This is a genomic window from Myxococcus sp. CA056 (assembly GCF_013336715.1).
GTDB lineage: Bacteria > Myxococcota > Myxococcia > Myxococcales > Myxococcaceae > Myxococcus > Myxococcus llanfairpwllgwyngyllgogerychwyrndrobwllllantysiliogogogochensis.
The window spans coordinates 64,694-86,272 of sequence record NZ_JABUMT010000005.1 but is presented as its reverse complement, the minus strand read 5'-3'; the positions used below and the strand labels follow the sequence as shown (position 1 = coordinate 86,272).

Sequence of the window (21,579 nt, the reverse complement as noted above, 5' to 3'; positions counted from 1 at the left end):
CCCCCAGAAGCGGCCTCCAACAGCGTCGCCTCGCGGCCCGGAACACCGCCCGATGCCGTGACCGAGGGGCAAGAACAGGCCCCCGAGGCCGTATCTCCAGACGCGCTGTCCCACCCGACCGCTGCACGTGACTCCCCGACGACAGCACCATCCGAGGGCTCCCTCGATGCGCGACCCGAGACACGTCCTCTCGCGATGGGCCCCACGGAGGCCAGTGCGTCTCCACACAACACCCCGCCTCCTGTCGCCGCGCGCGAAGAGCCCGAATTTCGGCACGCGGACACTCCCATGGGTTTGCTCGCCGGAGAGACCGCTCCTCGCGGTCCACGTCGTCCTGCGGACCAGCTCTTTCCCCTGCCCTCCACGCTCATGCCCGGAGGAGATTCCAGGCCCTCGGGCATCCCCATTCAGAGTGGGCGCACCCTGCGCCCCGGAGACGCAGGCCCGTCGCGCGAAGCCCTCGCCGCCGAGGAACGCGGACGTGTCAGTGGCCGAGTACAAGGCGTCATCGACGACCAACAGGCCACCCTGCGCGTGGCGAACGGGTTGATCGACCCGTACTTCAGTCGACTGCGCAAGGCGCTCGAGAAGGGCCTCGAGGACGCTCCGGTGTTCCCGGGCACGAGCCTGCTCCATCAGGCCAAGACCTCCTGGGCCTCGCAATCGAAGAACTACGGAGCCACGGGCAACCCGGGCGGCCCCACCCCCAACGCCCCTACCGGGTCAGAGCAACTCCAGGCCCTCCAGAATCGCTTGGGCGACTCCTCCGGCGACTATTCGATGGAGGGCCTGCGCGGTCGCGTCCAGGCGGGCGACGAGATGCAGAAACTCGCGGGCGGTGGAGGGGCGAAGCTCATCGTCACCCTTGAGTTGCATCAGGACTCGGATGGCACCTTGCGTGACGCGAAGCTCGTGACGCTGAGCGGCAATCCGGCCTACGACGCCTTCGTGCTGAATGGCGTGCCCTCCTCGCTCGCGAAGCTCGGTGCTCCTCCCGATGGGGCGCGAGGCGTGAAAGCCACTGGCATCCACACGCTCTGGTCCGTCGAGGGGCGCGTCGTCTACTTCCGCAAGCTCAAGGAGCTCAAGGGACAGGACAGCCTCTACGTCGCCTCAGCCGTGGCCGCGGGCCTCCTGGCGGGCCGCTTCGAGGAGACCACGGGCGAAATCGAGGTCATCGACTTCCGCAACCCGCGCTTCGTCTGTCAGCCCAGGCTCCTGCGGGTCTACTGACCCAGCGGCCCCCCATTGGCTCGACTCGGGCGGGGGGACTAGGCTGTGCGGCCATGGCTCGCCGCAAGAAGGCTGATGAGATAGCCGATCGCGTCCGCAACCTGCTTGCAATGGACGCCGCCGGCATCATGCGCCGGCTGGAAGCTCGGCGTGACGAGATGTTCGCCCTCTTCTCGCGCCTGCGCAGTCGAGAGCCGCTGCTCGACACCATCGCCTCGCGCTACGCCGACGGCGCGTTCGAACAGCTCATCCACCTTCCGGAGCAGGAACAGGCCGTCATCGACCGGTACTACAGCAACCTGGACGAGCTGCGCTGGTACTTCACGTACACCGAGGACATGCCCGGCACCGCGCAGGTGAACTTCATCAAGCTGCACAAGCGGCTGGAGGAGGCGTACCGAGTGTTGGTGGTGACACTCGGCCCCCCTGCCTCCGCGGATGGCGCACGAGTCGTCGACGTCGAGGTCCTCAGCCGAGAGGACAAAGAGAGCGTCCCGGAGAAGACCCTGGTCCGGCGCGCGCTCCCCAGGCAGCGCCGCGCATCACCGGGCTGAAACGCGGCGGGCACGGCACTCAGGCCACATGGGCCTGGAGCACTTCCTCGGCGTCAATAGGCGCTTCCGAGCGCTCACGAGGCGCGAGCTTCCGCATGGAGGCCTTGCCCACCACCACGTCGATCATCTTCCGCACGCGCGTCCAGACACTCTCCTGCACGTAGGGGATGCCGTACTTCTCGCAGAGGGCTCGGACCTTCGGTTGCGCCTCGCGGTACTTGAGCATCGGCAGGTCGGGCCAGATGTGGTGTTCAATCTGGTAGTTGAGCCACAGGTGCGCGAAGTCGTTCAGGTCTCCGCCCGTCCGGTAGTTCGCGCTGCCGATGACCTGCTGCACGTAGCGCTCGCCCTTGTTCGCGGGCTTGTCGTCGAAGCGGTACAGGTCCTCGCCGGTGTGGTTGGGACCGACCACCAGGAAGGTGTGGACGCTGGTAAGCACGTCCGCCAGCAACGAGTTGCAGAACGCGCTGAACGCGGCCCACGGGCCGATGACGAGGAACAGCGCGGGGAAGAGCACGAACTGGACGGCGGCATACGGCAGGTAGCACTGGAGCAGGAGTTCCTTCCACTCGGCGCCCGTGAGGGCCCCACCGTCACGGCGGCCCTTGCGGCGCAGGGCGCTCAGCGTCTCGGGGGCGTAGTACGAGGCGCGCCAGGTGAGCGCCAGCAGCGTGAGCTGGATGTAGCGCAGCGCTAGCGGCCGGGACGGGTTGCGCAGCGTGCCTTCGGCGTTGCGCTCCAGGAGGTCCGGGTCCGCGTCCTCACCGGTGTGCGAGTGGTGCAGGACGTTGTGCTCGAAGACCCAGGCCTCGGGCAGCATCCAGTCGAGCCAGTCGAGGTAGCGCCGGCCGCCCTTGGCGAAGCCCTTGCCAGTGCGTGACGCGGGCAGCCCCGGGACGCGGTCATAGCCTCGGTGTCCCACGTGGTGCATGAGGAGCCAGCGCGTGGAGCGGCCCAGGCTGAGCGCGGCGGCGCTGAAGGGATTGGGGGCGAGCCAGCAGGTGGCGATGCCGAGCAGCGTGCCCACACGGCCCCAGCGCTCGATTTTACGAAGGTGCTTCGCGTCCGCTTCCCCCAGGTTCGCGTCGAGTTCCTGCCGCAACGCCTTCAGCTCTCGGTGGAAACCCTCCACGTCCACGGTCGCGGGATTGAAGGCGGGGGGCAAGGACGACGACATGCGGCGGGCTCCTCGGACGAGGCGTCAGACGGGGGGACGGAGCAACGCGTCAAAGGGTAGCCGCGCCCGGGAGCCACGGGAAGTGGTTCCGCTCAGTCCCCCTGTCGCTTGCCTTTAAAACCCGCATGGGAGAGCCGATGCGCGGAGGCATCAACGCAAACGGCCCCGCTCCCACGGGGAACGGGGCCGTTCGGAACATCCCGAAGCGCGTCCTACCGCCGAGTCTTGCCCGGCACCGTGCTGGTGATGCCCAGGTACTCCTGCAGCGGCTTCACATCCAGGTCCGTGCGCTTGAGCGCCTCCAGCGCGCCCACCGCCATGCGCGCCGCCTGCACCGTCGTGTAATACGGCACCGAGTGCATCAATGCCTCACGGCGGATGGAGAAGCTGTCGGAGATCTCCTGCTTGCCGAAGGTCGTGTTGATGACCAACACAATCTCCCCGTCGACAATCTTGTCGACGATGTTCGGCCGGCCCTCCTTCACCTTCTGCACCACCTGCGCGTCGATTCCCTTCGTCGCCAGGTACTTGTGCGTCCCCGCCGTCACGATGAGCGAGAAGCCCATGGACCGCAGCCGCCGCGCCAAGTCCACCACCGCCGGCTTGTCGTCATCCTTGACCGAGATGAACACCTTGCCGCTCTTGGGCAGCTTCACCCCCGCCGCCAACTGGCTCTTGGCAAAGGCCGTCGCGTAGTCCTGCGCCAGCCCCATCACCTCGCCCGTGGACTTCATCTCCGGCCCGAGAATCACGTCCACGCCCGCGAAGCGCGCGAAGGGGAACACGCTCTCCTTCACCGCCACGTGCCGCATCTCCGGCTCCTGCGTCGCGTTGAGCTCCTTCAGCGTCTTGCCCACCATGCACAGCGCGGCGATCTTCGCCATCGCCACACCCGTGGCCTTCGAGATGAACGGCACCGTGCGGCTCGCACGCGGGTTCACTTCCAGGATGTAGATGGTCTTCCCCTGGATGGCGAACTGCACGTTCATCAGGCCCACCACGCCCAACTCCCGCGCGAGCGCGATGGCCTGGTCCTTCATCCGCTCCACCAGGTCCGGCGGCAGCGAGTGCGGCGGCAGCGTCGCCGCCGCGTCACCCGAGTGCACACCCGCCTCCTGGATGTGCTCCAGCACCCCGCCAATCATCACCGCACCCGTCCGGTCCGCGACCAGGTCCAGGTCCACCTCAATCGCGTCCTTCAGGAAGCGATCAATCAGCACCGGATGCTCAGGCGACGCACTCACCGCCTCGCGCATGTACCGCTCCAGGCTGGACGCGTCGTACACCGTCTCCATCGCGCGCCCACCCAGCACGTACGAGGGACGCACCATCACCGGGTAGCCGATGCGCTCGGCCACCTTGAACGCCTCCGCGTGGCTGCGCGCCACCCCGTTCTCCGGCTGCGTCAGCCCCAGCTTCTCGATGAGCGTGCTGAAGCGCTCGCGGTCCTCCGCCCGGTCGATGGCGTCCGGCGACGTGCCGAGAATCGGCAGGCCCGCCTTCTCCAGCGGCACGGAGATGCGCAGCGGCGTCTGACCACCGAACTGGACGATGGCGCCCACCGGCTTCTCGCGCTGCGACACCTCCAGCACGTCTTCAATCGTCAGCGGCTCGAAGTAGAGCCGGTCCGACGTGTCGTAGTCCGTGGACACCGTCTCCGGGTTGCAGTTGACCATCACCGTCTCGTACCCGGCCTCGCGCAGCGCGAAGGCCGCGTGCACGCACGCGTAGTCGAACTCGATGCCCTGACCGATGCGGATGGGCCCGCTTCCCAGGATGAGCACCTTCTGGCGGTCTGTCGGCGGCGCCTCGTCCTCTTCCTCGTAGGTCGAGTACAGGTACGGCGTGAAGGCCTCGAACTCCGCGGCGCACGTGTCCACCCGCTTGAACACGGGACGGATGTTGCGCGCGTGCCGGTGCGCCCGCACCTCCTCCTCCGGGTAGCCGAGCAGCTTGCCCAGGTACTTGTCGGAGAAGCCGTGCGCCTTCGCCTGCCGGAGCACCTCGTCCGGGAGCTGATCCAACCGGCCGTACTCCTGGATGGACTGGCCCTCGCGAACCAGCATCTCGATGTAGCGCAGGAACCACGGGTCGATGTTGGACAGCGCGTTCACGTCCTCCACCGTCAGGCCCTCACGGAACGCCTGGGCCACGAACCAGGGCCGCTCCGGGCGCGGAATCCGCAGCGCCTCGCGCAGCACCTTCTCGCGCTCCTCCTTCTCCACGGGCAGCTCGGGCGGCTCCAGCCCCACGCGCCCCAACTCCATGGAGCGCAGCGCCTTCATGTACGCCTCGGGGAAGGTCCGGCCAATGGCCATCACCTCGCCCACCGAGCGCATGCTCGTGGTCAGCGTCCGGTCCGCGTGCGGGAACTTCTCGAAGTTGAAGCGCGGAATCTTCACCACCACGTAGTCCAGCGTCGGCTCGAACGAGGCCGGCGTGTCACGGGTGATGTCGTTGCGCAGCTCGTCCAGCGTGTAGCCCAGCGCCAGCTTCGCGGCGATCTTCGCGATGGGATACCCCGTCGCCTTCGACGCCAGCGCGCTGGAGCGCGACACGCGCGGGTTCATCTCGATGACCACCATGCGGCCATCTTTCGGATGGATGCCGAACTGGATGTTCGAGCCACCCGTCTCGACGCCAATCTCCCGGATGATGGCCAGCGACGCCTGCCGCATCCGCTGGTACTCGCGGTCCGTCAGCGTCTGCGCGGGCGCCACGGTGATGGAGTCACCCGTGTGCACTCCCATCGGGTCCAGGTTCTCAATCGAGCAGACGATGATGACGTTGTCCGCCGTGTCGCGGACCACCTCCAGCTCGTACTCCTTCCAGCCGAGCACGCTCTCCTCCACGAGGATGGTGGAGTTGGGGCTCGCCTTCAGGCCCGAGCGGCAGATGCTCTCGAACTCCTCGCGGTTGTAGGCGATGCCACCGCCGGTGCCGCCGAGCGTGAACGAGGGACGGATGATGGCCGGGAAGCCAATCTCCTCCACCAGCGCCATCGCCTCCGTCAGCGTCGTCGCGTAGCCGCTCTTCGGCAGCGCCACGCCAATCTTCTGCATGGCCGCCTTGAAGAGCTTCCGGTCCTCCGCCTTGTTGATGGCCTCCAGCGAGGCGCCAATCAGGCGCACCCCGTACTTCTCCAGGATGCCCTGCTCGGCCAGGGCCTTGGCCAGGTTGAGCGCCGTCTGACCTCCCATCGTCGGCAGCAGCGAGTCCGGCCGCTCGGCGGCGAGGATGCGCTCCGCCACTTCCACGGTGATGGGCTCGATGTAGGTGCGAAAGGCGAATTCTGGGTCGGTCATCACCGTGGCGGGGTTGCTGTTGAGCAGCACCACCTCCACGCCTTCATCCCGGAGAGCCTTGATGGCTTGAGTACCGGAGTAGTCGAACTCGACGGCCTGGCCGATGACAATCGGGCCCGAGCCAATCACCAGAACCTTGCGGATATCGGTACGCTTAGGCATCGGGGCGCCCCAATACCAACGTCTGACTCCGCATGCACGGATGTTATGTGGCACGTGACGTCCGTCCGCCCGGACGCCCGGTTTCCTCAGCCGACTCCCAGACGCCCGGTGCCCAGGCTCTGCTACGCTCCGCCCGTCCTCGGAGGTCGCATGCGTCGCTGGTCCCTGGCCCTCATCCTCTCCCTCTCCGCGCCCGCGCTCGCGCTCGCCCAGGCGCCGGAGACTCCCGAGCCCGCCGCCGCGCCGCCCGCCGAGGAGCCCGCCCCCCAGGCGCCCGCCTCCTCGGCCCCCGTGAAGGCCGAGCCCCCTCCCGCCCCGACCCCCAAGCCCGTCGAGGCCGCGCCCACCCCGGCCCAGCCCGCCACCGAGACGACGCCTCCCCCCGCGCCCAAGCCCGCCGTGGAGAAGGCTCCTACCCCCAAGCCCGCCGCGGAGACGACGCCTCCCGCGCCCAGGCCCACCGCGGAGAAGGCCCCCGCGCCTCCTCCCGCGCCCAAGCCCGCGACAGCGGCCACGCCGCCACCCGCCCAGCCCATGGCGCCGCCCACGACGGCCGCCCTGCCACCACAAGCCCAGCCCAAGGCCGACCTCGCGCTGCCCCCGCCCGTTCCGGATGAGGGACCGGTGTCGGCGACAGAAGTGAAGATGCGCGACATCCAGACGAGCGCGCGCTTCCTCTTCCAGTGCCTGCTGACGGGCGACGTGCGCAGCACCGCCAACGAGCTGTTCTACCCGTTCCAGCTCGAGGAGAAGCGCTTCGGCACACCCGAGGAGCTGGTGGCCGCGTGGGTGAAGCAGCTGCGCCTCAAGCGCACGGACCTGGTCACCCTCTTCGACGTGGAGGTGATGACGCTGGAGGCGATGGAGAAGAAGTACGGCAAGGCCCCCGCCCGGCTCGGGCTGGACCTGCGCAACATGAAGGACATCTGGGTCGCCGTGGGCAACCTCTCCGGCCGCGCCGGCGTCTTCGTCTACAAGCCGTACGGCGACGAGCACCGCGCCTTCGCCTACACGGATTGAGCCTCACCCCGGCGACACCCTCTGGGGGACGCCGGGGCTCGAAGCCGGGGTTTCAGCGCAGCGCCTGGACCAGCTCGCCCAGCCGCGTAAGCCCCTTGCCGAGCACCTCGCGCGAGGTGGCGAAGCTCATGCGGATGTACCCCTCCGCGCCGAACGGGTCTCCGGGCACGGCGGCCACGCGGAAGTCGTCGAGGAGGATCTCCGACAACTGCAGGGAGCCCGTCACGGCCTTGCCCTTGTAGGGCCGCCCGTAGAGGCCCCGGACGTCCGCGAGCGCGTAGAAGGCGCCCTCCGGCATCCGGCACCGCACCCCGTCCAGCGCGTTGAGGCCGCCCACGAAGAAGTCCCTGCGCGCGCGGTACTCCGTCACCATCATCGCGATGGTGTCCGGCGGCCCCTGCAGCGCCGCCAGCGCGGCCTTCTGGCCAATGGACGACGCGTTGGAGGTGGACTGGTCCTGCACCAGCTGCATCGCGGACAGCACCGGCCGGGGCCCCGCCGCATAGCCCATTCGCCAGCCCGTCATGGAGTACGCCTTGCTCATCCCGTTGACGACCACCAGCCGGGGCACCAGGTCCGGCGCCACATCACTGATGCCCAGCCGCTCGCCTGTGTAGAGGAGCTTCTCGTAGATGTCGTCCGTGACGATGAGGCAGTCATGGCCGCGCACGGCGTCGGCGATGCCCTCCAGCGCGGCGCGCGAGTACACCGCGCCCGTGGGGTTGCCCGGGCTGTTGATGATGACGGCGCGCGTGCGCGGCGTGAGCGCGCGGCGGATGGCGTCCGGGTCCGGCGCGAAGCCGTCCTCCTCGCGCGTGGCGACGATGACGGGCGTGGCACCCGCCAGCCGCACCATGTCCGGATAGCTGACCCAGTACGGCGAGAAGATGAGGACCTCGTCGCCCTCGTCCAGCACCGCCTGGCAGAAGTTGTAGAGCGCCTGCTTGCCACCGGACGTGACGAGCACCTGCTCCGGCGTGAAGCGCAGCCCGTTGTCGCGCTCCAGCTTGCGGCAGATGGCCTCGCGCAGCTCGGGGATTCCCGCCGTGGCCGTGTACTTCGTGAAGCCGGCCTTCAGCGCGTCGATGGCCGCCTGCTTGATGTAGTCCGGGGTGTCGAAGTCCGGCTCGCCGGCCGCCAGGGCCACCACGTCCACGCCTTGGGCCGCGAGCGCCTTGGCGCGGGAGTTGAGAGCGAGCGTTGGAGACGGCTTGATGGCCTGGAGCCGACGGGCGAGTTTCATGCGCGAATGCGTAGCGCGGCGGCGCCGGCCCGACAAGTGCCGCGAAGGGGGCTACGTCTTCCGCGCGAACTTCGCCTTCAGGGCCTCGTGCACGTTGGGCGGAACCAGCCCCGTGACGTCACCGTTGAAAGAGGCGACTTCCCGCACGAGCTGGGAGGAGATGTAGAAGTAGTCCTCCCCGGTCATCATGAAGACAGTCTCCACCGTGGGCGCCAGCTTGCGGTTCATGTTGGCGAGCTGGAACTCGTATTCGAAGTCCGACACCGCCCGGAGCCCCCGGACGATGACGCTCACCCCCCGGCGCTTGACGTAGTCCACCAGGAGACCGTGGAAGGCGTCGACCTCCACCCTCGGGTCCTTCACGGCGTCGCGAATCAAGTCGCGTCGCTCGTCCTCGGTGAAGAGCGGGGTCTTCTTCGGATTCACCGCGATGGCGACAATGACCTTGTCGAACATCTTCAGGCTGCGCTGAATGAGGCTCAGGTGCCCGTTGGTGAGCGGATCGAACGAACCTGGGTAGATGGCGACCGGCATGTGACAGGGAGTCTCGAACGGCCCCGGATGCCGGTCAAGCAATGGTCAGGGCGCCCGGTAGAAGCTCACCAGGGTGTCCCCGAACCGACGCTGGTCCTCCAGGGTCAACCCCGCATGGGCGTCCGGGGCATTCTCCCGCTTGTCGTGCTCCACCACGAGCATTCCGCCCGGCGAAAGCAGCGCGGCCCCCGTCACCCCGTCCAGCACCGTCTCGACGACGCGCGCGGCATAGGGCGGGTCCGCGAAGATGAGCTCGAAGCGCTCGTTGCGCCGCTGCAGGAACGCGAGCGCCCGGACCACCGGCTGGGCGAGCAGCTCCACCTGGCTCGTGAAGCCCAGCCCGTCCGTGTTCTGCCGACAGAGGGCCTGGGCCTCCCGGTCCTGGTCCACCAGCACCACGTTCCCCGCGCCCCGGGACAGGGCCTCCAGGCCCAGCGCGCCGGTACCCGCGTACAGGTCCAGGACTTTCTGCCCGTCCAGGAACTGGCCCAGCACGTTGAAGATGGTCTCCCGGACACGGTCCGCCGTGGGGCGGATGTGAAGCGATGTGGACTTGGGGCCGGCAATGGCCCGGCCCTTCGCGGAGCCTGAGACGATTCGCATGGCGGCCCTTCTACACCGCGCGGCGGCTACTCGCCCCGGTTCTCCGCGAGGAAGCGCATGACGGAGCCACCCGTGCCCACCGCGCCCAGCGCGGCGAAGACCTCCGACGCCTCCGCGAACGACAGCGCCTCCAGTCGCTCCCTCGCCTTCGGCTCCAGGGGCGGCAGGCTGTCCTCCAGCACGCTCAGCAGCTCTCCAGCCGCCACACCCGAGGCCGCCGACTTCTCCTCCACGCTCGCGCGGATGTCCGCGGACCAGGAGCCCAGCGCGAGCCGCTCGAAGGGGCCCACGCAGTCCACCTTGCGAGCACCGGCCGCGACATACGTCGGCAGCGTCCGGGGGAAGCCCTCGCGCACGTCTCCCACGCAGACCACCGCGCCGTACTCCGCGGCCAGGTCCACCACGGAGCGCAGCATGCCCACGTCCGGCTCGCCGCCGCCCAAATCCCGCTCCGAGACGCGCACGAAGCGCACCGGCACCTTCCACTGCTTGAGCCCCTCCAAGAGCGTGCGGTACGCGTCCAGCAGGCCGCCATTCGCCGGGGCCGGGGCGCTCAACTCCAGGGACAGCTCGCGCTCCGTCACGGGGCCCACCAGCGCGTTGACGGCCTCCACGGCGGCGTAGGAGTCCAGCCGCGACAGGTCCAGGGACACCAGCGAGAAGCCCGCGTCCACCACCCGGAAGATGCCCTCGCGCAGCGGACCGAGCGAGTCCTCGTCCACCGCCGTCACCCGCACGGGGCCCGCCTGGAGGAACAGGGGCCGCGAGTGCTCGGCCTCCATCGCGGCCTCGTGCACCGCGGCGACGAAGCGCTCCGCCGCGCCCCGGTCCGCCGTGGGGTGGGGACATGCCAGGCCGAGCACCGCGTCCTCGGAGCGCGCCGCGCGCAGCAGTCCGGGCAGCGCTCCCTTCGCCTGCACCGGCAGGCAGGGCAGCGCCACGGGGACGCGCTCCAGCGCGCGCAGCGGCTCACGCGGGTTGAGCAGCGGAATGCGAGAGCCCGGGCCCACGCGGGCCACCGTGTTGCCGGGTCGCAATGACAGCACCTTGTCCAGCACGCTCATGGGGCGCGGAGAATCGTCCGCCCTCGGGGCCCAGCGCAAGATGAAGCTTGAGGGAGCGTCCGTTGCGCTACGCGGCCCCCACCCACGAGGGCAGGTCGGCGAGCGCCCGCTCTCAGTGCACCTCGCCCAGGTGGGCGTAGGTCTCGCTCTCTATCTGGATGGTGGTGTGGTCGATGCCGAACCTGTCGAACAGGTCGTGCTTCACCGCCGAGAGAATCTCGTCGTTGTTGCAGACCATGGGGTCCAGCACCACCAGGTGCGCGGACAGCGCGTACACGCCGCTGGAGATGGTCCACACGTGCAGGTCATGCACCGCCGTCACGCCGGGCACGCGCAGGAGCAGCTCCTTCACCTGCGGCATGTCCACGTGCGAGGGCACCGCCTCCATCAGCACGTCCACCGCGTCGCGCACCAGTCGCACCGCGCCCACCACGATGACCACCGAGATGACCGCGGAGATGATGGCGTCCACCACGAACCAGCCGGTCAGCGCCATGATGCCCGCGCCAATCAGCACGCCCACCGAGGACAGCGTGTCCCCGAGCACGTGCAGGAACGCCCCCCGGACATTCATCGAGTGCGTGCGGTGCAGGAAGCCCAGCGCGCCCAGGTTCGCGAAGAGGCCCACCGTGGCCACCACCGCCATGGGCCCCAGCTTCACCGGCGTGGGCGTCTGGAAACGCTCCCAGGCCTCGAAGAGGATGAAGCCGGTGATGCCCAGGAGCAGCACGCCGTTGAGCAGCGCGCTCAAAATCTCCATCCGGTAGTAGCCGTACGTCTTCTTCACGTCCGCCGGCTTGCCCGCGAACCACAGGGCGACGAGGCTCAGCCCCAGCGCGGACACGTCCGTCAGCATGTGGCCCGCGTCCGACATCAGGGCCAGCGACTGCGTCAACCAGCCCCCCACCGCCTCCGCCAGGGCGATGGTCGCCGTCAGGACGAGCGCGAAGATGAGCCTCGTGCGGTCCTTGCGTCGCTCCTCCGCCACCCCACCCTTCCGGGGGCCATGCCCATGCCCGTGCCCATGGTGATGATGACCGTGGTCATGCCCGTGGTCGTGGTCATGCCCATGCCCTGCCCCGCCGCGAGTGTGAGTGGAGGTAGTCACGGGAGAGAGAAGTGCGGATACAGCCCGGTCCTGAGGTATGAGAAGTGAGAAACGCGATTCCGACGGCCCGGTTCCCTCCCCGGTGCGCGGGCCGGACGGAGGTAGGGATGGACTTCGAGAAGCACCAGAGCCTGCACACCATCATCATGCTGAGAGATGTCATCCGCAAGTGGTGGCAGATGGAGCTCTCCTTCGCGGATCGGCATGGCGTGGTGCACGAGTGGCAGCGTGGGGACATTGCCCCGCCCCCCAATCCGTTCTGCCGAATCTCCCTCTTCTCGAAGGAAGGCCTGCGGCGCTGCAGCCAGTCGGTCCGGGTGCTGCACGAGAAGTTCCGGGGCAACAAGAAGGTGCGCCGCTCGCTCTTCCACGACTGCCACCTCAACTTCAGCATCGTGGGCGCGCCGCTCTACGTGGACAACGAGTACGCGGGCTGTCTCTTCGTGGAGGGCTTCGCCCGGCAGATGCTCAACGCGCGCGACGTGGAGGTGCTGCGCTCGCGGCTGCTCCAGTTCGCGCCGCCGTTCTCCGACCTGGACCGCGCCGACGAGCGCGTGCCCGTCCTGGACGGCTCGGAGCTGGCGAAGCTGTCGGACCTGCTGGAGTTCGCGGCGCAGGAGATCGCCACCCACGAGTCGGAGCTGGCGCGGCGCGAGGAGCAGGCCCCGCCCCCGTCCCCCGAGGCGCTGGAGCGCTACCGCTTCGAGAAGATCATCGGCCGCTCCGGGCCGATGATGGAGATCTTCCGGCTGATGGAGAAGGTGGCCAACTCCGACTCCACCGTCCTCATCAACGGCGAGTCGGGCACGGGCAAGGAGCTGGTGGCGCGGGCCATCCATCACAACGGTCCGCGCAAGGACCAGCCGTTCGTGGTGCAGAACTGCTCGGCCTTCAACGACAACCTGCTGGAGAGCGCCCTCTTCGGCCACACGCGCGGCGCCTTCACCGGCGCGCTGCGCGACAAGAAGGGCCTGTTCGAGGTGGCCGACGGCGGCACCTTCTTCCTGGACGAGGTGGGCGACATGTCCCCCGCCCTCCAGGTGAAGCTCTTGCGCGTGCTCCAGGAAGGCACCTTCCTGCCCGTGGGTGGCACGCACCACAAGGAGGTCAACGTCCGCGTCGTCGCCGCCACGCACAAGGACCTGGGCGAGCTGGTGAAGCGGGGCGAGTTCCGCGAGGACCTCTTCTACCGCATCAACGTCATCCGCCTGCAGCTCCCGCCGCTGCGCGAGCGCCGCGATGACCTGCCCGTCCTCATCGACCACTTCCTGCGCAAGCACCACCGCGAGGGCCAGCGCACCCGAGGGCTGTCCACCGAGGCCCTGGCCATCCTCGGCGCCTACGCGTGGCCGGGGAACATCCGCGAGCTGGAGAACGAAATCGAGCGGCTGCTCGTGCTCGGCGGAGACCTGGAGATGCTGCCCGCGGAGCTCTTGTCCAGCCGCATCCGCGACGCCGTCGTCCCCGGCGGAGGGCCGTTCATCCCCCCGCGCGCCCACGGCCGGCTGCACGAGGCGGTGGAGGCGCTGGAGCGGGAGATGATTCACCAGGGCCTGTTGCGCACGCGCAACAACAAGAGCCGCCTGGCGCGGGAGCTGGGCATCAGCCGCTCCAACCTCATCTTGAAGATCGCCCGCTACGGCTTGGACAGGGGCCTGCCCGAGGACGACGAGGCGGAGGCGGAGGCATGAGCGCGCAGGCCGTCTACTTCCATCAGGACTTCCTGCACGTCCCGGACGGCGCGGAGCTGTACTACCAGGTCACCGGCGACGGTGAGCCGGGCGTGGTGCTGTGCGACGGGCTGGGCTGTGACGGCTTCGCCTGGAAGTACCTGGCGCCCTACCTCTCACGGCGCCACCGAGTGCTGCGCTGGCACTACCGAGGCCACGGCCGCTCCGGCATCCCCGAGGACCGCGAGCGCATCGGGATGCTGTACACCTGCGATGATTTGCAGCGGGTGATGGACGCGGCGGGGATGGAGCGCGCCGTCCTCTTCGGCCACTCCATGGGCGTGCAGGTGGCGCTGGAGTTCCACCGCCGCTACGCCAGCCGCGTGCAGGGCCTGGTGCTGTTGTGTGGCAGCTACGGCAACCCACTGGACACCTTCCACGACTCCACCGTCCTCAAGAAGATGTTCCCCACCCTTCGCCGGGTGGTGGAGCGCTTCCCCGAGCAGTCCGCACGACTCATCCACGCGGCGCTGCGCACGGAGCTGGCGGTGCAGCTCGCCATCTCCCTGGAGATGAATCGCGAGCGCATCGCCCGGAACGACCTGGCGCCGTACTTCGAGCACCTGGCCCGCATGGACCCCGTCGTCTTCGTGCGGACGCTCGACTCGCTGTCCGAGCACTCCGCCTGGGACCACCTGCTGCACGTGGACGTCCCATCCCTCGTCGTCGCCGGCGAGCGCGACAAGTTCACCCCCGGCTGGTTGTCCCGGAAGATGGCCGCCCGGATTCCCGACGCCGAGCTGGTCCTCATCCCCGACGGCACCCACACCGCCCCCCTGGAGGCCCCGGGGCTGGTCGAGGTCCGCATCGAACGCTTCCTCCGCGAGCGGCTGGGCATGCCTTCCACCCCCGGCTCCCTGGGCGGCAAGGCCTGGAATTCCTCCCCAGTGGGTTCCTGAGGGTGACGCCCGGGTGACGAGATGCCCCGGATACCCGGCCTTTACCCTGTCGGGCGGGGTGTACCCCCTGGCTGAACGTCCGGGGAGCATCCGCGCTCATTGCAGGAGCCGCACTCACGGCATATAAGCCCCCGCCTTCCGGGTTCCGGTGGGGATCGGGAGACCTGTCCACAACGCGGCTTCCCCCCCGCCATTCACCTCAGTTTGGTTCGTATGATTCCTCGCGAAAACATCCGTAACGTCGCCATCGTCGCCCACGTCGACCATGGCAAGACCACGCTCGTCGATCACCTGCTGCGGCAGGCGGGCACTTTCCGTAGCAACGAGCACGTCGCCGAACGGGTGATGGACTCCAACGACCTCGAGCGCGAGAAGGGCATCACCATCCTCGCGAAGAACACCGCGGTCAGCTACAAGGGCATGCAGATCAACATCATCGACACCCCGGGCCACGCCGACTTCGGTGGTGAGGTGGAGCGCGGTCTGCGCCTCGTCGATGGCGTCATCCTGCTGGTGGACGCGGCCGAAGGTCCCCTGCCCCAGACGCGCTTCGTGCTCACCAAGGCGCTCGCCATGGGCCTGAAGACGGTGCTGGTCATCAACAAGATCGACCGTCAGGACGCTCGCGCTCCCGAAGTGTTGGATCTGGTCTACTCGCTCTACATCGACCTGGGCGCGGACGATAAGCAGCTGGAGATGCCCGTCCTGTACACCGTGGCCCGTCAGGGTCAGGCGTCCACGTCGCTCGAGGTGCCCGGCAAGACGCTGGAGCCCTTGTACGACGCCATCATCAAGCACATCCCGCCCCCGTCCGCGTCGGAAGAGAAGACGCCGCAGCTGCTGGTGGCGAACCTGGACTACGACGACTACGTCGGCCGCCTCGCGGTGGGTCGCGTGCAGGCCGGTCGCTTCACGCCGAACATGCCCGTCTCCGTCGTGCGCGAGGGTGGCAAGGTCGAGCAGGGGAAGATCGTCAAGCTGTTCGGCTTCTCCGGCCTGAAGCGCGTCGAAATCCAGGACGCGGGCCCCGGTGAAATCGTCTCCATCGCCGGCATCGAGGACGTGTCCATCGGCGACACGTTCGGCGACCCGGAGAAGCCCGTGGCGCTGCCGCGCATCACCGTGGATGAGCCCACGATGATGATGATCTTCAAGGTCAACGACGGGCCGCTGGCGGGCAAGGAAGGCAAGTTCGTCACCTCCCGCAACCTGCGTGAGCGCCTGTACCGCGAGGCCTACCGCAACGTGGCCGTGCGCGTGGAGGACACGGAGACGCCTGACGCGTTCCGCGTCGTCGGCCGTGGCGAACTCGCGCTGGCCGTCATCATCGAGAACATGCGCCGCGAGGGCTACGAGCTGACGGCCTCCAACCCGGAGCCGATCACCAAGCACATCGACGGCGTGCTGCACGAGCCGATGGAGCTGGTGTTCTGCGACGTGCCGGAGACCAGCGTCGGCGTGGTGACGGAGCGCATGGGGCCTCGCAAGGGCCGCATGTCGGACATGGCGCCGCTGGGCTCGGGCCGCACCCGCCTCCAGTTCCGCATCCCCGCTCGCGGCCTCATCGGGTTCCGCTCGGAGTTCCTCACGATTACGCGCGGTGAGGGCATCATGAGCAGCCAGTTCGACGGCTTCGAGCCGTGGTTCGGCTACATCCCGAAGCGGCAGAACGGCGCCATCGTGTCGGACCGCCTGGGCGACACCGTGCCCTACGCGCTGTTCAGCATCCAGGAGCGCGGCTACCTGTTCGTCCCCGCCGGCATCACCGTGTACGAGGGGATGATCATCGGCGAGCACGCTCACCCGTCCGAGCTGAACGTCAACTGCTGCCGCGAGAAGAAGCTCACCAACATCCGCGCCGCTGGCCGCGACGAGAACGTCATCCTCGTCCCACCCCGCGAGATGGGGCTGGAGAAGGCCCTGGAGTGGATCGCCGACGACGAGCTCGTGGAAGTGACGCCCAAGTCCGTGCGCATGCGCAAGAAGTCGCTGGCCGTGGGCGAGCGCTACCGCGCCGAGCGCGACCGCAAGCGTGAAGAGCGCGCGGCCGACGCCGAGTAGTCCCGACGCCGGCTCCAGGCCGGTGTAGCACCCAGGGCCCGTTCCCGATTTCGGGGGCGGGCCCTTCGTGCGTCCGGACTCAAGGGGTGGCTGGCCGTCCCGGTCGGGTCCACATCCAACCCCTCACACTCCGGTGACACGCGCACCGAGGCTCCCGTGGTGGAGCGCACCCGGGCGGGGCCTCCGTGGTTCGGGTCAGCGGTCGCCGGTTCCTTTCGGGGGTGCCAGTCGCTCGAAGATGGCGCGCAGTTGCTCCAACTCCGCCACGTCGAGCTGGAGCAGCTCGGGCGGTGGCTCGTACATCCCCTCCTGGAGCTGACGCCGGGCCTTCGCGCCACGCGGGGTCAGCGCCACGCGCTTCACCCGCCGGTCCTTCGGGTCCGCTGTCCTCGCGGCCAGCCCTCGCGCCTCCAGTCGGTCGACCATCCAGGTCGCATTGGAAGCATCACACCCCCACTCCTCCGCCAACGCGCGCATCACCTTCCCCGCTCCCACCTCGAGGCTGGAAAGCGCGCGAGCATCGTTGGGCGTGAGGCCCAGCCGCTCCAACACCCGGTCTCTCTGGGCGCGCGTGCGCATGAAGAAGCCGAAGCAGTGTCGCCAGACCTCTTCCGCCAGCGCGTCCTTCCGTTTCGAGCCGTCCCCAGCCATGGACCGAATGTGCCTCGCACCCACCTCGATTGCGAGGCCTCCTTCACATAATTTAACAGATTCAATAGTTGAATGACTTCAACCTTCTCCCAATCATCCCGGTGACGACGGGCCGGGGATTCGGTCTTCGCCGACGCCGGGCTCGACGGAGGTCACCATGGGGAAGAAGCGGTCGCTCTACATCCTGCTGTACTGCAGCTTGTTGTTCGGGCTGGTGCTCGGCGCGGGCATCAACGAAGCCCTGTTCGTGATGCCGGCCTGGTTCCAGGCGCCCCCCACGTCCCTGCTGCTGATTGGTGAGCGGGCCGGGAGCGCGATGGCCTTCTGGCTGCCTCTCCAGGCGGCGTTGCTCGGGACGCTCGTCGCATCGCTCGTGCTCAACTGGCGCTCACCGGTTCGCCGCAAGCTGCTCGCGGGTGCCCTGGGTGCCTACGTCCTGGTCTGGGTCCTGTCGGGGGCGATCTTCGCCCCGGAGATCAACGCCCTGGCCGCCGCGGGGGCGCAGGGGCCCTACGACGGGGAGCTGGCGGCGCGCGGACAACGCTGGCTCCAGCTCTCCTGGAGCCGCCATGTCGTGCTCGCGCTGGGCTGGGTCCTGGTGGGCGGCGCCATCTCGAAGTGGGAGGCGGCGTCATGACGAGCCACGGCCCGTTGAGTGGCAAGGTCGCCATCGTCCTCGGCGCCAGCCGGGGCATCGGCGCGGTGACGGCCCGGAGTTTCGCGGACGCGGGCGCCACCGTGGTGCTGGCGGCGCGTTCCGAGGACGCCCTGCGAGCGCTCGCCAATGACATCCAGGCGCAGGGAGGCACCGCCCTCCCTGTCCCCACGGACCTGGGCGACGAGGCGTCCATCGAGGCCCTGGTCCGCACCACCGTCGCGCGGTTCGGTCGGCTGGACGCGGCCTTCAACAACGCCGCGGATGGGCACATGCCCGCGCCCCTGGCGAAGCTCTCCGTCGAGGACCTGGACCGCGCCTGGCGCATCAACGTGCGAGGCTTCTTCCTCGCCATGAAGCATCAACTCACCGCGATGCTCGCGTCCGGCGGAGGCGCCATCGTCAACATGGCATCCACCGCGGGGCTCCAGGGCGTCCGGGGCATGGGCGGCTACAGCGCGACCAAACACGCCATCATCGGGCTCACGCGCTCCGCCGCGCTCGACTACGCGGACCAGGGCATCCGGCTCAACGTCGTCGCCCCGGGGCCCATCCTCACCGGCCGCATCCAGCAGCTCCCCGAGGAGCGCCGGGCACCCATCGTCCGCGCGGTGCCCATGGGACGCATCGGAACGCCGGAAGAGGTCGCTCGGGCCGTGACCTGGCTGTGCTCGGACGCGGCGTCGTTCGTCACGGGAACGACGCTCGCTGTCGACGGAGGCAGGCTCGCGGGCGCCTGAGCGCGGTGGGGCTCAGAACGTGTACTTCACCTTCGGGAAGAAGGCGAAGGAGGTGATGTTGGGGCCGATGACGTAGCGGGCCAGCAGGTCCGCGCCCACGGAGAAGTGGTCCATGCCCGTGGCGTACTCCAGCCCCACGCCCACGCCCGCGTTGGGCGAGCTGATGGCCCGGCCTGGGTTTCCCTCGTCCGGGTCCACCGGCGCGGGGTCCATCCGCGTGTAGCCAGCGACGAGCTTGGGCGTCAGGTACAGCCGGTCCATCAGCCGCACGTGGTACGCGGCTGTGACGTCCAGGAACTGCATGGTGAAGTTGTCGGAGAGCGCGCACGTCTCCGTGCCCGGCAGATAGCCCGCGAAGCAGTTCTGCGCGGACGAGCCCATGCCGAAGTGCGCGCCCAGCGAGATGCGCTCCGTCAGGTCATAGCCCACCCCGAGCTGCAGGTAGGTCTGCGCGTTCGAGTACGCGTTCTCACCGCCCACGGTGAAGAACACGCCGATGTTGGTGTCGGTGTAGAAGCCGCGGCGCGGCTGAAAGTCCACCCCTTCCGGGGGCGTGGCCGCGAGGGCCGGAGTCGACAGCAGCGCAAGCGCGGCAACCAGCTGGGACTTCTTCACGGGTCCTCCCCACGCGGTGCCCTCCCGGTCCAACCGGAAGCGGCGCCGGACGTTAGTGACGCCCCCCTCACTTCGGCAATGAGGGGCTGAAATGAAAGTGGCGTGGACCGTTCCGTCCACGCCACTTGAGGGACGCTCAGCGCGTCCCGACAGCGCCCGCGTCCGCTATCAGCCCTCGCCCTCGGAACCGGCGGGCGAGAACATCCACGGATACGTCACCGCCACCACGCCGCCGCCCTTGGGCTCCGGGAACTTCCAGCGACGGATGCGGGAAATCATGCACTGCTCCGCGCGGGAGTTGCCCAGCGTCGACTCGGAGACGGTGGCGTCGGAGACCGCGCCCGTCGGGTCGATGGTGAACGCCACCGCGACCTTGCCCGCCAGACTCGGCTCCTTGTTCAGCTCCGACTCGTAGCAGTACTTGATCTCGTTCTGGTGCCGCCGGATGACCTTGGCGATGACGTCCTTGTCCAGGCCGCCGACCACGGTCGTCTTGCCGGGGATGACCTTGGTGATGGACTTGCCACGGCCGCCCAGGTCGATGCCGCCCGAGCCACCCGCGCCACGTCCGTCCCCCTTCGTGCCCAGGCCACCGATGCCCATGGCCGTGCCGCCACCACCGGTGCCTCCGCCACGAGAGCCCAGGCCCCCCACGCCCTGCGCGTCACCCATGGCCGCGCCGCCCTTGAGACCACCCAGCGCGTTGTTCAGGCCGGTGCCGAAGCCACCCGGGCCGAACACGTCCGAGGCGCCGCCCTTCATGCCCTTGAACGCGCCCAGCAGGCCGACCTTGCCCACCACCTGGCGGTCCTTCTCCTTCTTCGTCTTGTCGACGACGGGCGTGCCGGGCTTGGACGGAGCCGCTTCCGCCTGCTTCGCGTCCTCCTTGCCGAACTTGCCCTCCTCGTCCTTCGCCTTCACGCCCTCCTCCACGCCGGTGAGCTGGAGCTTCTTCTGCTCGAGCTTCTTCTCCGGCGTGACGAGGAACTTCGCCACGCGCTGCTGGGACTCGAAGATGTCGTCGTGCGGCGCCCGCTCCGCGCGCGGTGTCAGCGCCATCGCCAGCACCACCGCCACGCCCGCCATCAGGCAGATGGTGGCGATCTTGAAGAACGTGTAGTCCGCCTCCACCAACGCGTTGGCCGCGATGACCGGCGACGGTTTCACGTACCGCGCCACGAAGGCCACCGTGCCGAGCGACACCTCCACCCGGTCATGCAGGCCCAGCTTGAAGACCTGCTCCTTGTCCTCCGCCGTCCCGGTGAGCTGCCCCGCCGCGCGCAGCGCGTCCTTCGACTTCACGTTCCCACGCTCGGTGACGATGGCACCCGAGCCCGCCGGCACGTGCACTTCCAGCACGTCCCCCCGGCTCACCGCCAGCTCGTACCGCTTGCCCACCGAGGGCACATAGACGTTGAAGAAGTTCTTCTTCCCTTCGCCGATGGTGACGGGGACGCCGTCTTTGAAGTGTTGTACCTGCAACAGCGTGTCGCCCCACAGCATCGACACCTGGAGTACCTTTTCCCGGGCCGTGGGCATCGCCTCGAGCGGGAGCTGCTCCTGCAGGTGGGGAAGCACCGCGCGCCTGGGCGCCGCGGCGACGGGTGGCACCGGAGCAGGCCGTTCCACCCGGGCCGCTGGAGGCGGAGGTGGAGGCCCCACGCGATTCACCGCGGGAGGTGCCACCCGCTCGGTGCGCAGTCCACCCACGGACTGGGCAGGCTCCGAGCGAGGGCTCGTGAAGACGAACCCTCCGCGCGTCTGGCCTGCTCCCGCCGAGGGCGGTGTCACCACCTGCGGTATCGCCATGGGCACCGGTGTCGGCGCCCGCTGCGTCACCGAGCCCTGGAAGCGCGGTCCGGACACCTTGGCTCCCGCGGGAGCCTGGCGCTCGGGTGGGTCGCCTCCGAAGAGGACCTCCACCCGCGTGCCGCCCACGCGAAGCACGTCCCCGGGTTTGAGCGCCGTGGGGATGACCAGCTTCTGGCCACTCACCTCCGTGCCGCCCTCGCTCCCGAGGTCGATGGCCGTGACCGAGCCGTCCTTGTCTACCTTGAGCATCACATGGAGATTGGAGACCCGCGGATCCTGAATCTTCACCGCCGCTTGGGCGCCCGACCCCACGATAACGCTCTCCGCCTCCGACACGGTTTCCACCGTGGAGCCATCAGGCCCCGTGATTCGAAGGGTCAAGCCGTTGTTCTTCGCCGCCGCCATGAGGATTC

The 21,579-nt window shown here is 68.7% G+C and carries 18 protein-coding genes; 8 read left to right on the top strand and 10 right to left on the bottom strand.

The genetic code is table 11. The features are described from left to right. Positions 1–369: 369 nt before the first annotated feature. On the top strand, positions 370–1,233 hold the full coding sequence (locus HUA76_RS22655; RefSeq protein WP_254614407.1) for a TonB C-terminal domain-containing protein: 864 nt from the start codon (positions 370–372) through the stop codon (positions 1,231–1,233). A 53-nt stretch (positions 1,234–1,286) separates the two neighbouring features. After that, the gene (locus HUA76_RS22650) at positions 1,287–1,787 is read left to right on the top strand and encodes a hypothetical protein (protein ID WP_174459170.1); all 501 of its coding nucleotides are present in this window, start codon (positions 1,287–1,289) and stop codon (positions 1,785–1,787) included. A 19-nt stretch (positions 1,788–1,806) separates the two neighbouring features. Here HUA76_RS22650 and HUA76_RS22645 read toward each other — a convergent pair whose 3' ends face one another. Both HUA76_RS22645 and carB read right to left on the bottom strand, forming a co-directional pair. Beyond that, positions 1,807–2,964 carry a fatty acid desaturase gene (locus HUA76_RS22645; protein WP_174462041.1) on the bottom strand — a complete coding sequence of 386 codons (1,158 nt, stop codon included), beginning with the start codon at positions 2,962–2,964 and terminating at the stop codon, positions 1,807–1,809. Positions 2,965–3,176: 212 nt separating this feature from the next. Then, a complete protein-coding gene (gene carB / locus HUA76_RS22640) occupies positions 3,177–6,431 on the bottom strand; it encodes a carbamoyl-phosphate synthase large subunit (protein WP_141641247.1) in 3,255 nt (1,084 codons plus the stop codon). A gap of 150 nt (positions 6,432–6,581) precedes the next feature. Between carB and HUA76_RS22635 the strand changes: the two genes are divergently transcribed. Continuing rightward, complete coding sequence (locus HUA76_RS22635; RefSeq protein ID WP_174462040.1) at positions 6,582–7,451, top strand: hypothetical protein; 870 nt, start codon at positions 6,582–6,584, stop codon at positions 7,449–7,451. Between the two features lie 52 nt (positions 7,452–7,503). On the opposite strand, the gene HUA76_RS22630 is transcribed toward HUA76_RS22635, so the two are convergent. The 5 genes from HUA76_RS22630 to HUA76_RS22610 form a co-directional block, all read right to left on the bottom strand. Beyond that, on the bottom strand, positions 7,504–8,694 hold the full coding sequence (locus HUA76_RS22630; protein ID WP_174459176.1) for a pyridoxal phosphate-dependent aminotransferase: 1,191 nt from the start codon (positions 8,692–8,694) through the stop codon (positions 7,504–7,506). A 51-nt stretch (positions 8,695–8,745) separates the two neighbouring features. After that, complete coding sequence (gene coaD, locus HUA76_RS22625; protein ID WP_141646023.1) at positions 8,746–9,228, bottom strand: pantetheine-phosphate adenylyltransferase; 483 nt, start codon at positions 9,226–9,228, stop codon at positions 8,746–8,748. A gap of 45 nt (positions 9,229–9,273) precedes the next feature. Beyond that, complete coding sequence (rsmD, locus tag HUA76_RS22620; protein WP_141646024.1) at positions 9,274–9,831, bottom strand: 16S rRNA (guanine(966)-N(2))-methyltransferase RsmD; 558 nt, start codon at positions 9,829–9,831, stop codon at positions 9,274–9,276. A gap of 26 nt (positions 9,832–9,857) precedes the next feature. After that, on the bottom strand, positions 9,858–10,895 hold the full coding sequence (locus HUA76_RS22615) for a hypothetical protein (protein ID WP_174462039.1): 1,038 nt from the start codon (positions 10,893–10,895) through the stop codon (positions 9,858–9,860). A 112-nt stretch (positions 10,896–11,007) separates the two neighbouring features. After that, positions 11,008–12,003 carry a cation diffusion facilitator family transporter gene (locus tag HUA76_RS22610; RefSeq protein ID WP_174459178.1) on the bottom strand — a complete coding sequence of 332 codons (996 nt, stop codon included), beginning with the start codon at positions 12,001–12,003 and terminating at the stop codon, positions 11,008–11,010. A 107-nt stretch (positions 12,004–12,110) separates the two neighbouring features. Between HUA76_RS22610 and HUA76_RS22605 the strand changes: the two genes are divergently transcribed. The 3 genes from HUA76_RS22605 to typA all read left to right on the top strand — a co-directional run bounded on the left by HUA76_RS22605 (position 12,111) and on the right by typA (position 16,693). Then, on the top strand, positions 12,111–13,694 hold the full coding sequence (locus HUA76_RS22605; RefSeq protein ID WP_141646027.1) for a sigma 54-interacting transcriptional regulator: 1,584 nt from the start codon (positions 12,111–12,113) through the stop codon (positions 13,692–13,694). After that, positions 13,691–14,632, top strand: a complete 942-nt coding sequence (locus HUA76_RS22600) for an alpha/beta fold hydrolase (protein ID WP_174459179.1) — start codon at positions 13,691–13,693, stop codon at positions 14,630–14,632. The genes HUA76_RS22605 and HUA76_RS22600 overlap by 4 nt, the downstream gene beginning before the upstream one ends. Positions 14,633–14,845: 213 nt before the next feature. After that, complete coding sequence (gene typA / locus HUA76_RS22595; protein WP_141646029.1) at positions 14,846–16,693, top strand: translational GTPase TypA; 1,848 nt, start codon at positions 14,846–14,848, stop codon at positions 16,691–16,693. Positions 16,694–16,888: 195 nt separating this feature from the next. On the opposite strand, the gene HUA76_RS22590 is transcribed toward typA, so the two are convergent. Continuing rightward, positions 16,889–17,344 (bottom strand): MarR family winged helix-turn-helix transcriptional regulator, encoded by a 456-nt coding sequence (locus HUA76_RS22590; protein WP_174462038.1) that lies wholly within the window; start codon positions 17,342–17,344, stop codon positions 16,889–16,891. Between the two features lie 157 nt (positions 17,345–17,501). On the opposite strand from HUA76_RS22590, the gene HUA76_RS22585 reads away from it, so the two are divergent. After that, positions 17,502–17,981, top strand: coding sequence for a DUF1772 domain-containing protein (locus tag HUA76_RS22585; RefSeq protein ID WP_174462037.1), 480 nt, complete (start codon positions 17,502–17,504; stop codon positions 17,979–17,981). Further along, positions 17,978–18,739 (top strand): SDR family NAD(P)-dependent oxidoreductase, encoded by a 762-nt coding sequence (locus HUA76_RS22580; protein ID WP_174462036.1) that lies wholly within the window; start codon positions 17,978–17,980, stop codon positions 18,737–18,739. The genes HUA76_RS22585 and HUA76_RS22580 overlap by 4 nt, the downstream gene beginning before the upstream one ends. Before the next feature lie 12 nt (positions 18,740–18,751). On the opposite strand, the gene cglE is transcribed toward HUA76_RS22580, so the two are convergent. Continuing rightward, positions 18,752–19,354 carry an adventurous gliding motility protein CglE gene (gene cglE, locus HUA76_RS22575; RefSeq protein ID WP_174462035.1) on the bottom strand — a complete coding sequence of 201 codons (603 nt, stop codon included), beginning with the start codon at positions 19,352–19,354 and terminating at the stop codon, positions 18,752–18,754. Positions 19,355–19,522: 168 nt separating this feature from the next. Then, positions 19,523–21,571: a TonB family protein gene (locus HUA76_RS22570; protein ID WP_174459184.1), complete on the bottom strand. Its 2,049-nt coding sequence runs from the start codon at positions 21,569–21,571 to the stop codon at positions 19,523–19,525. Positions 21,572–21,579 lie beyond the last annotated feature (8 nt).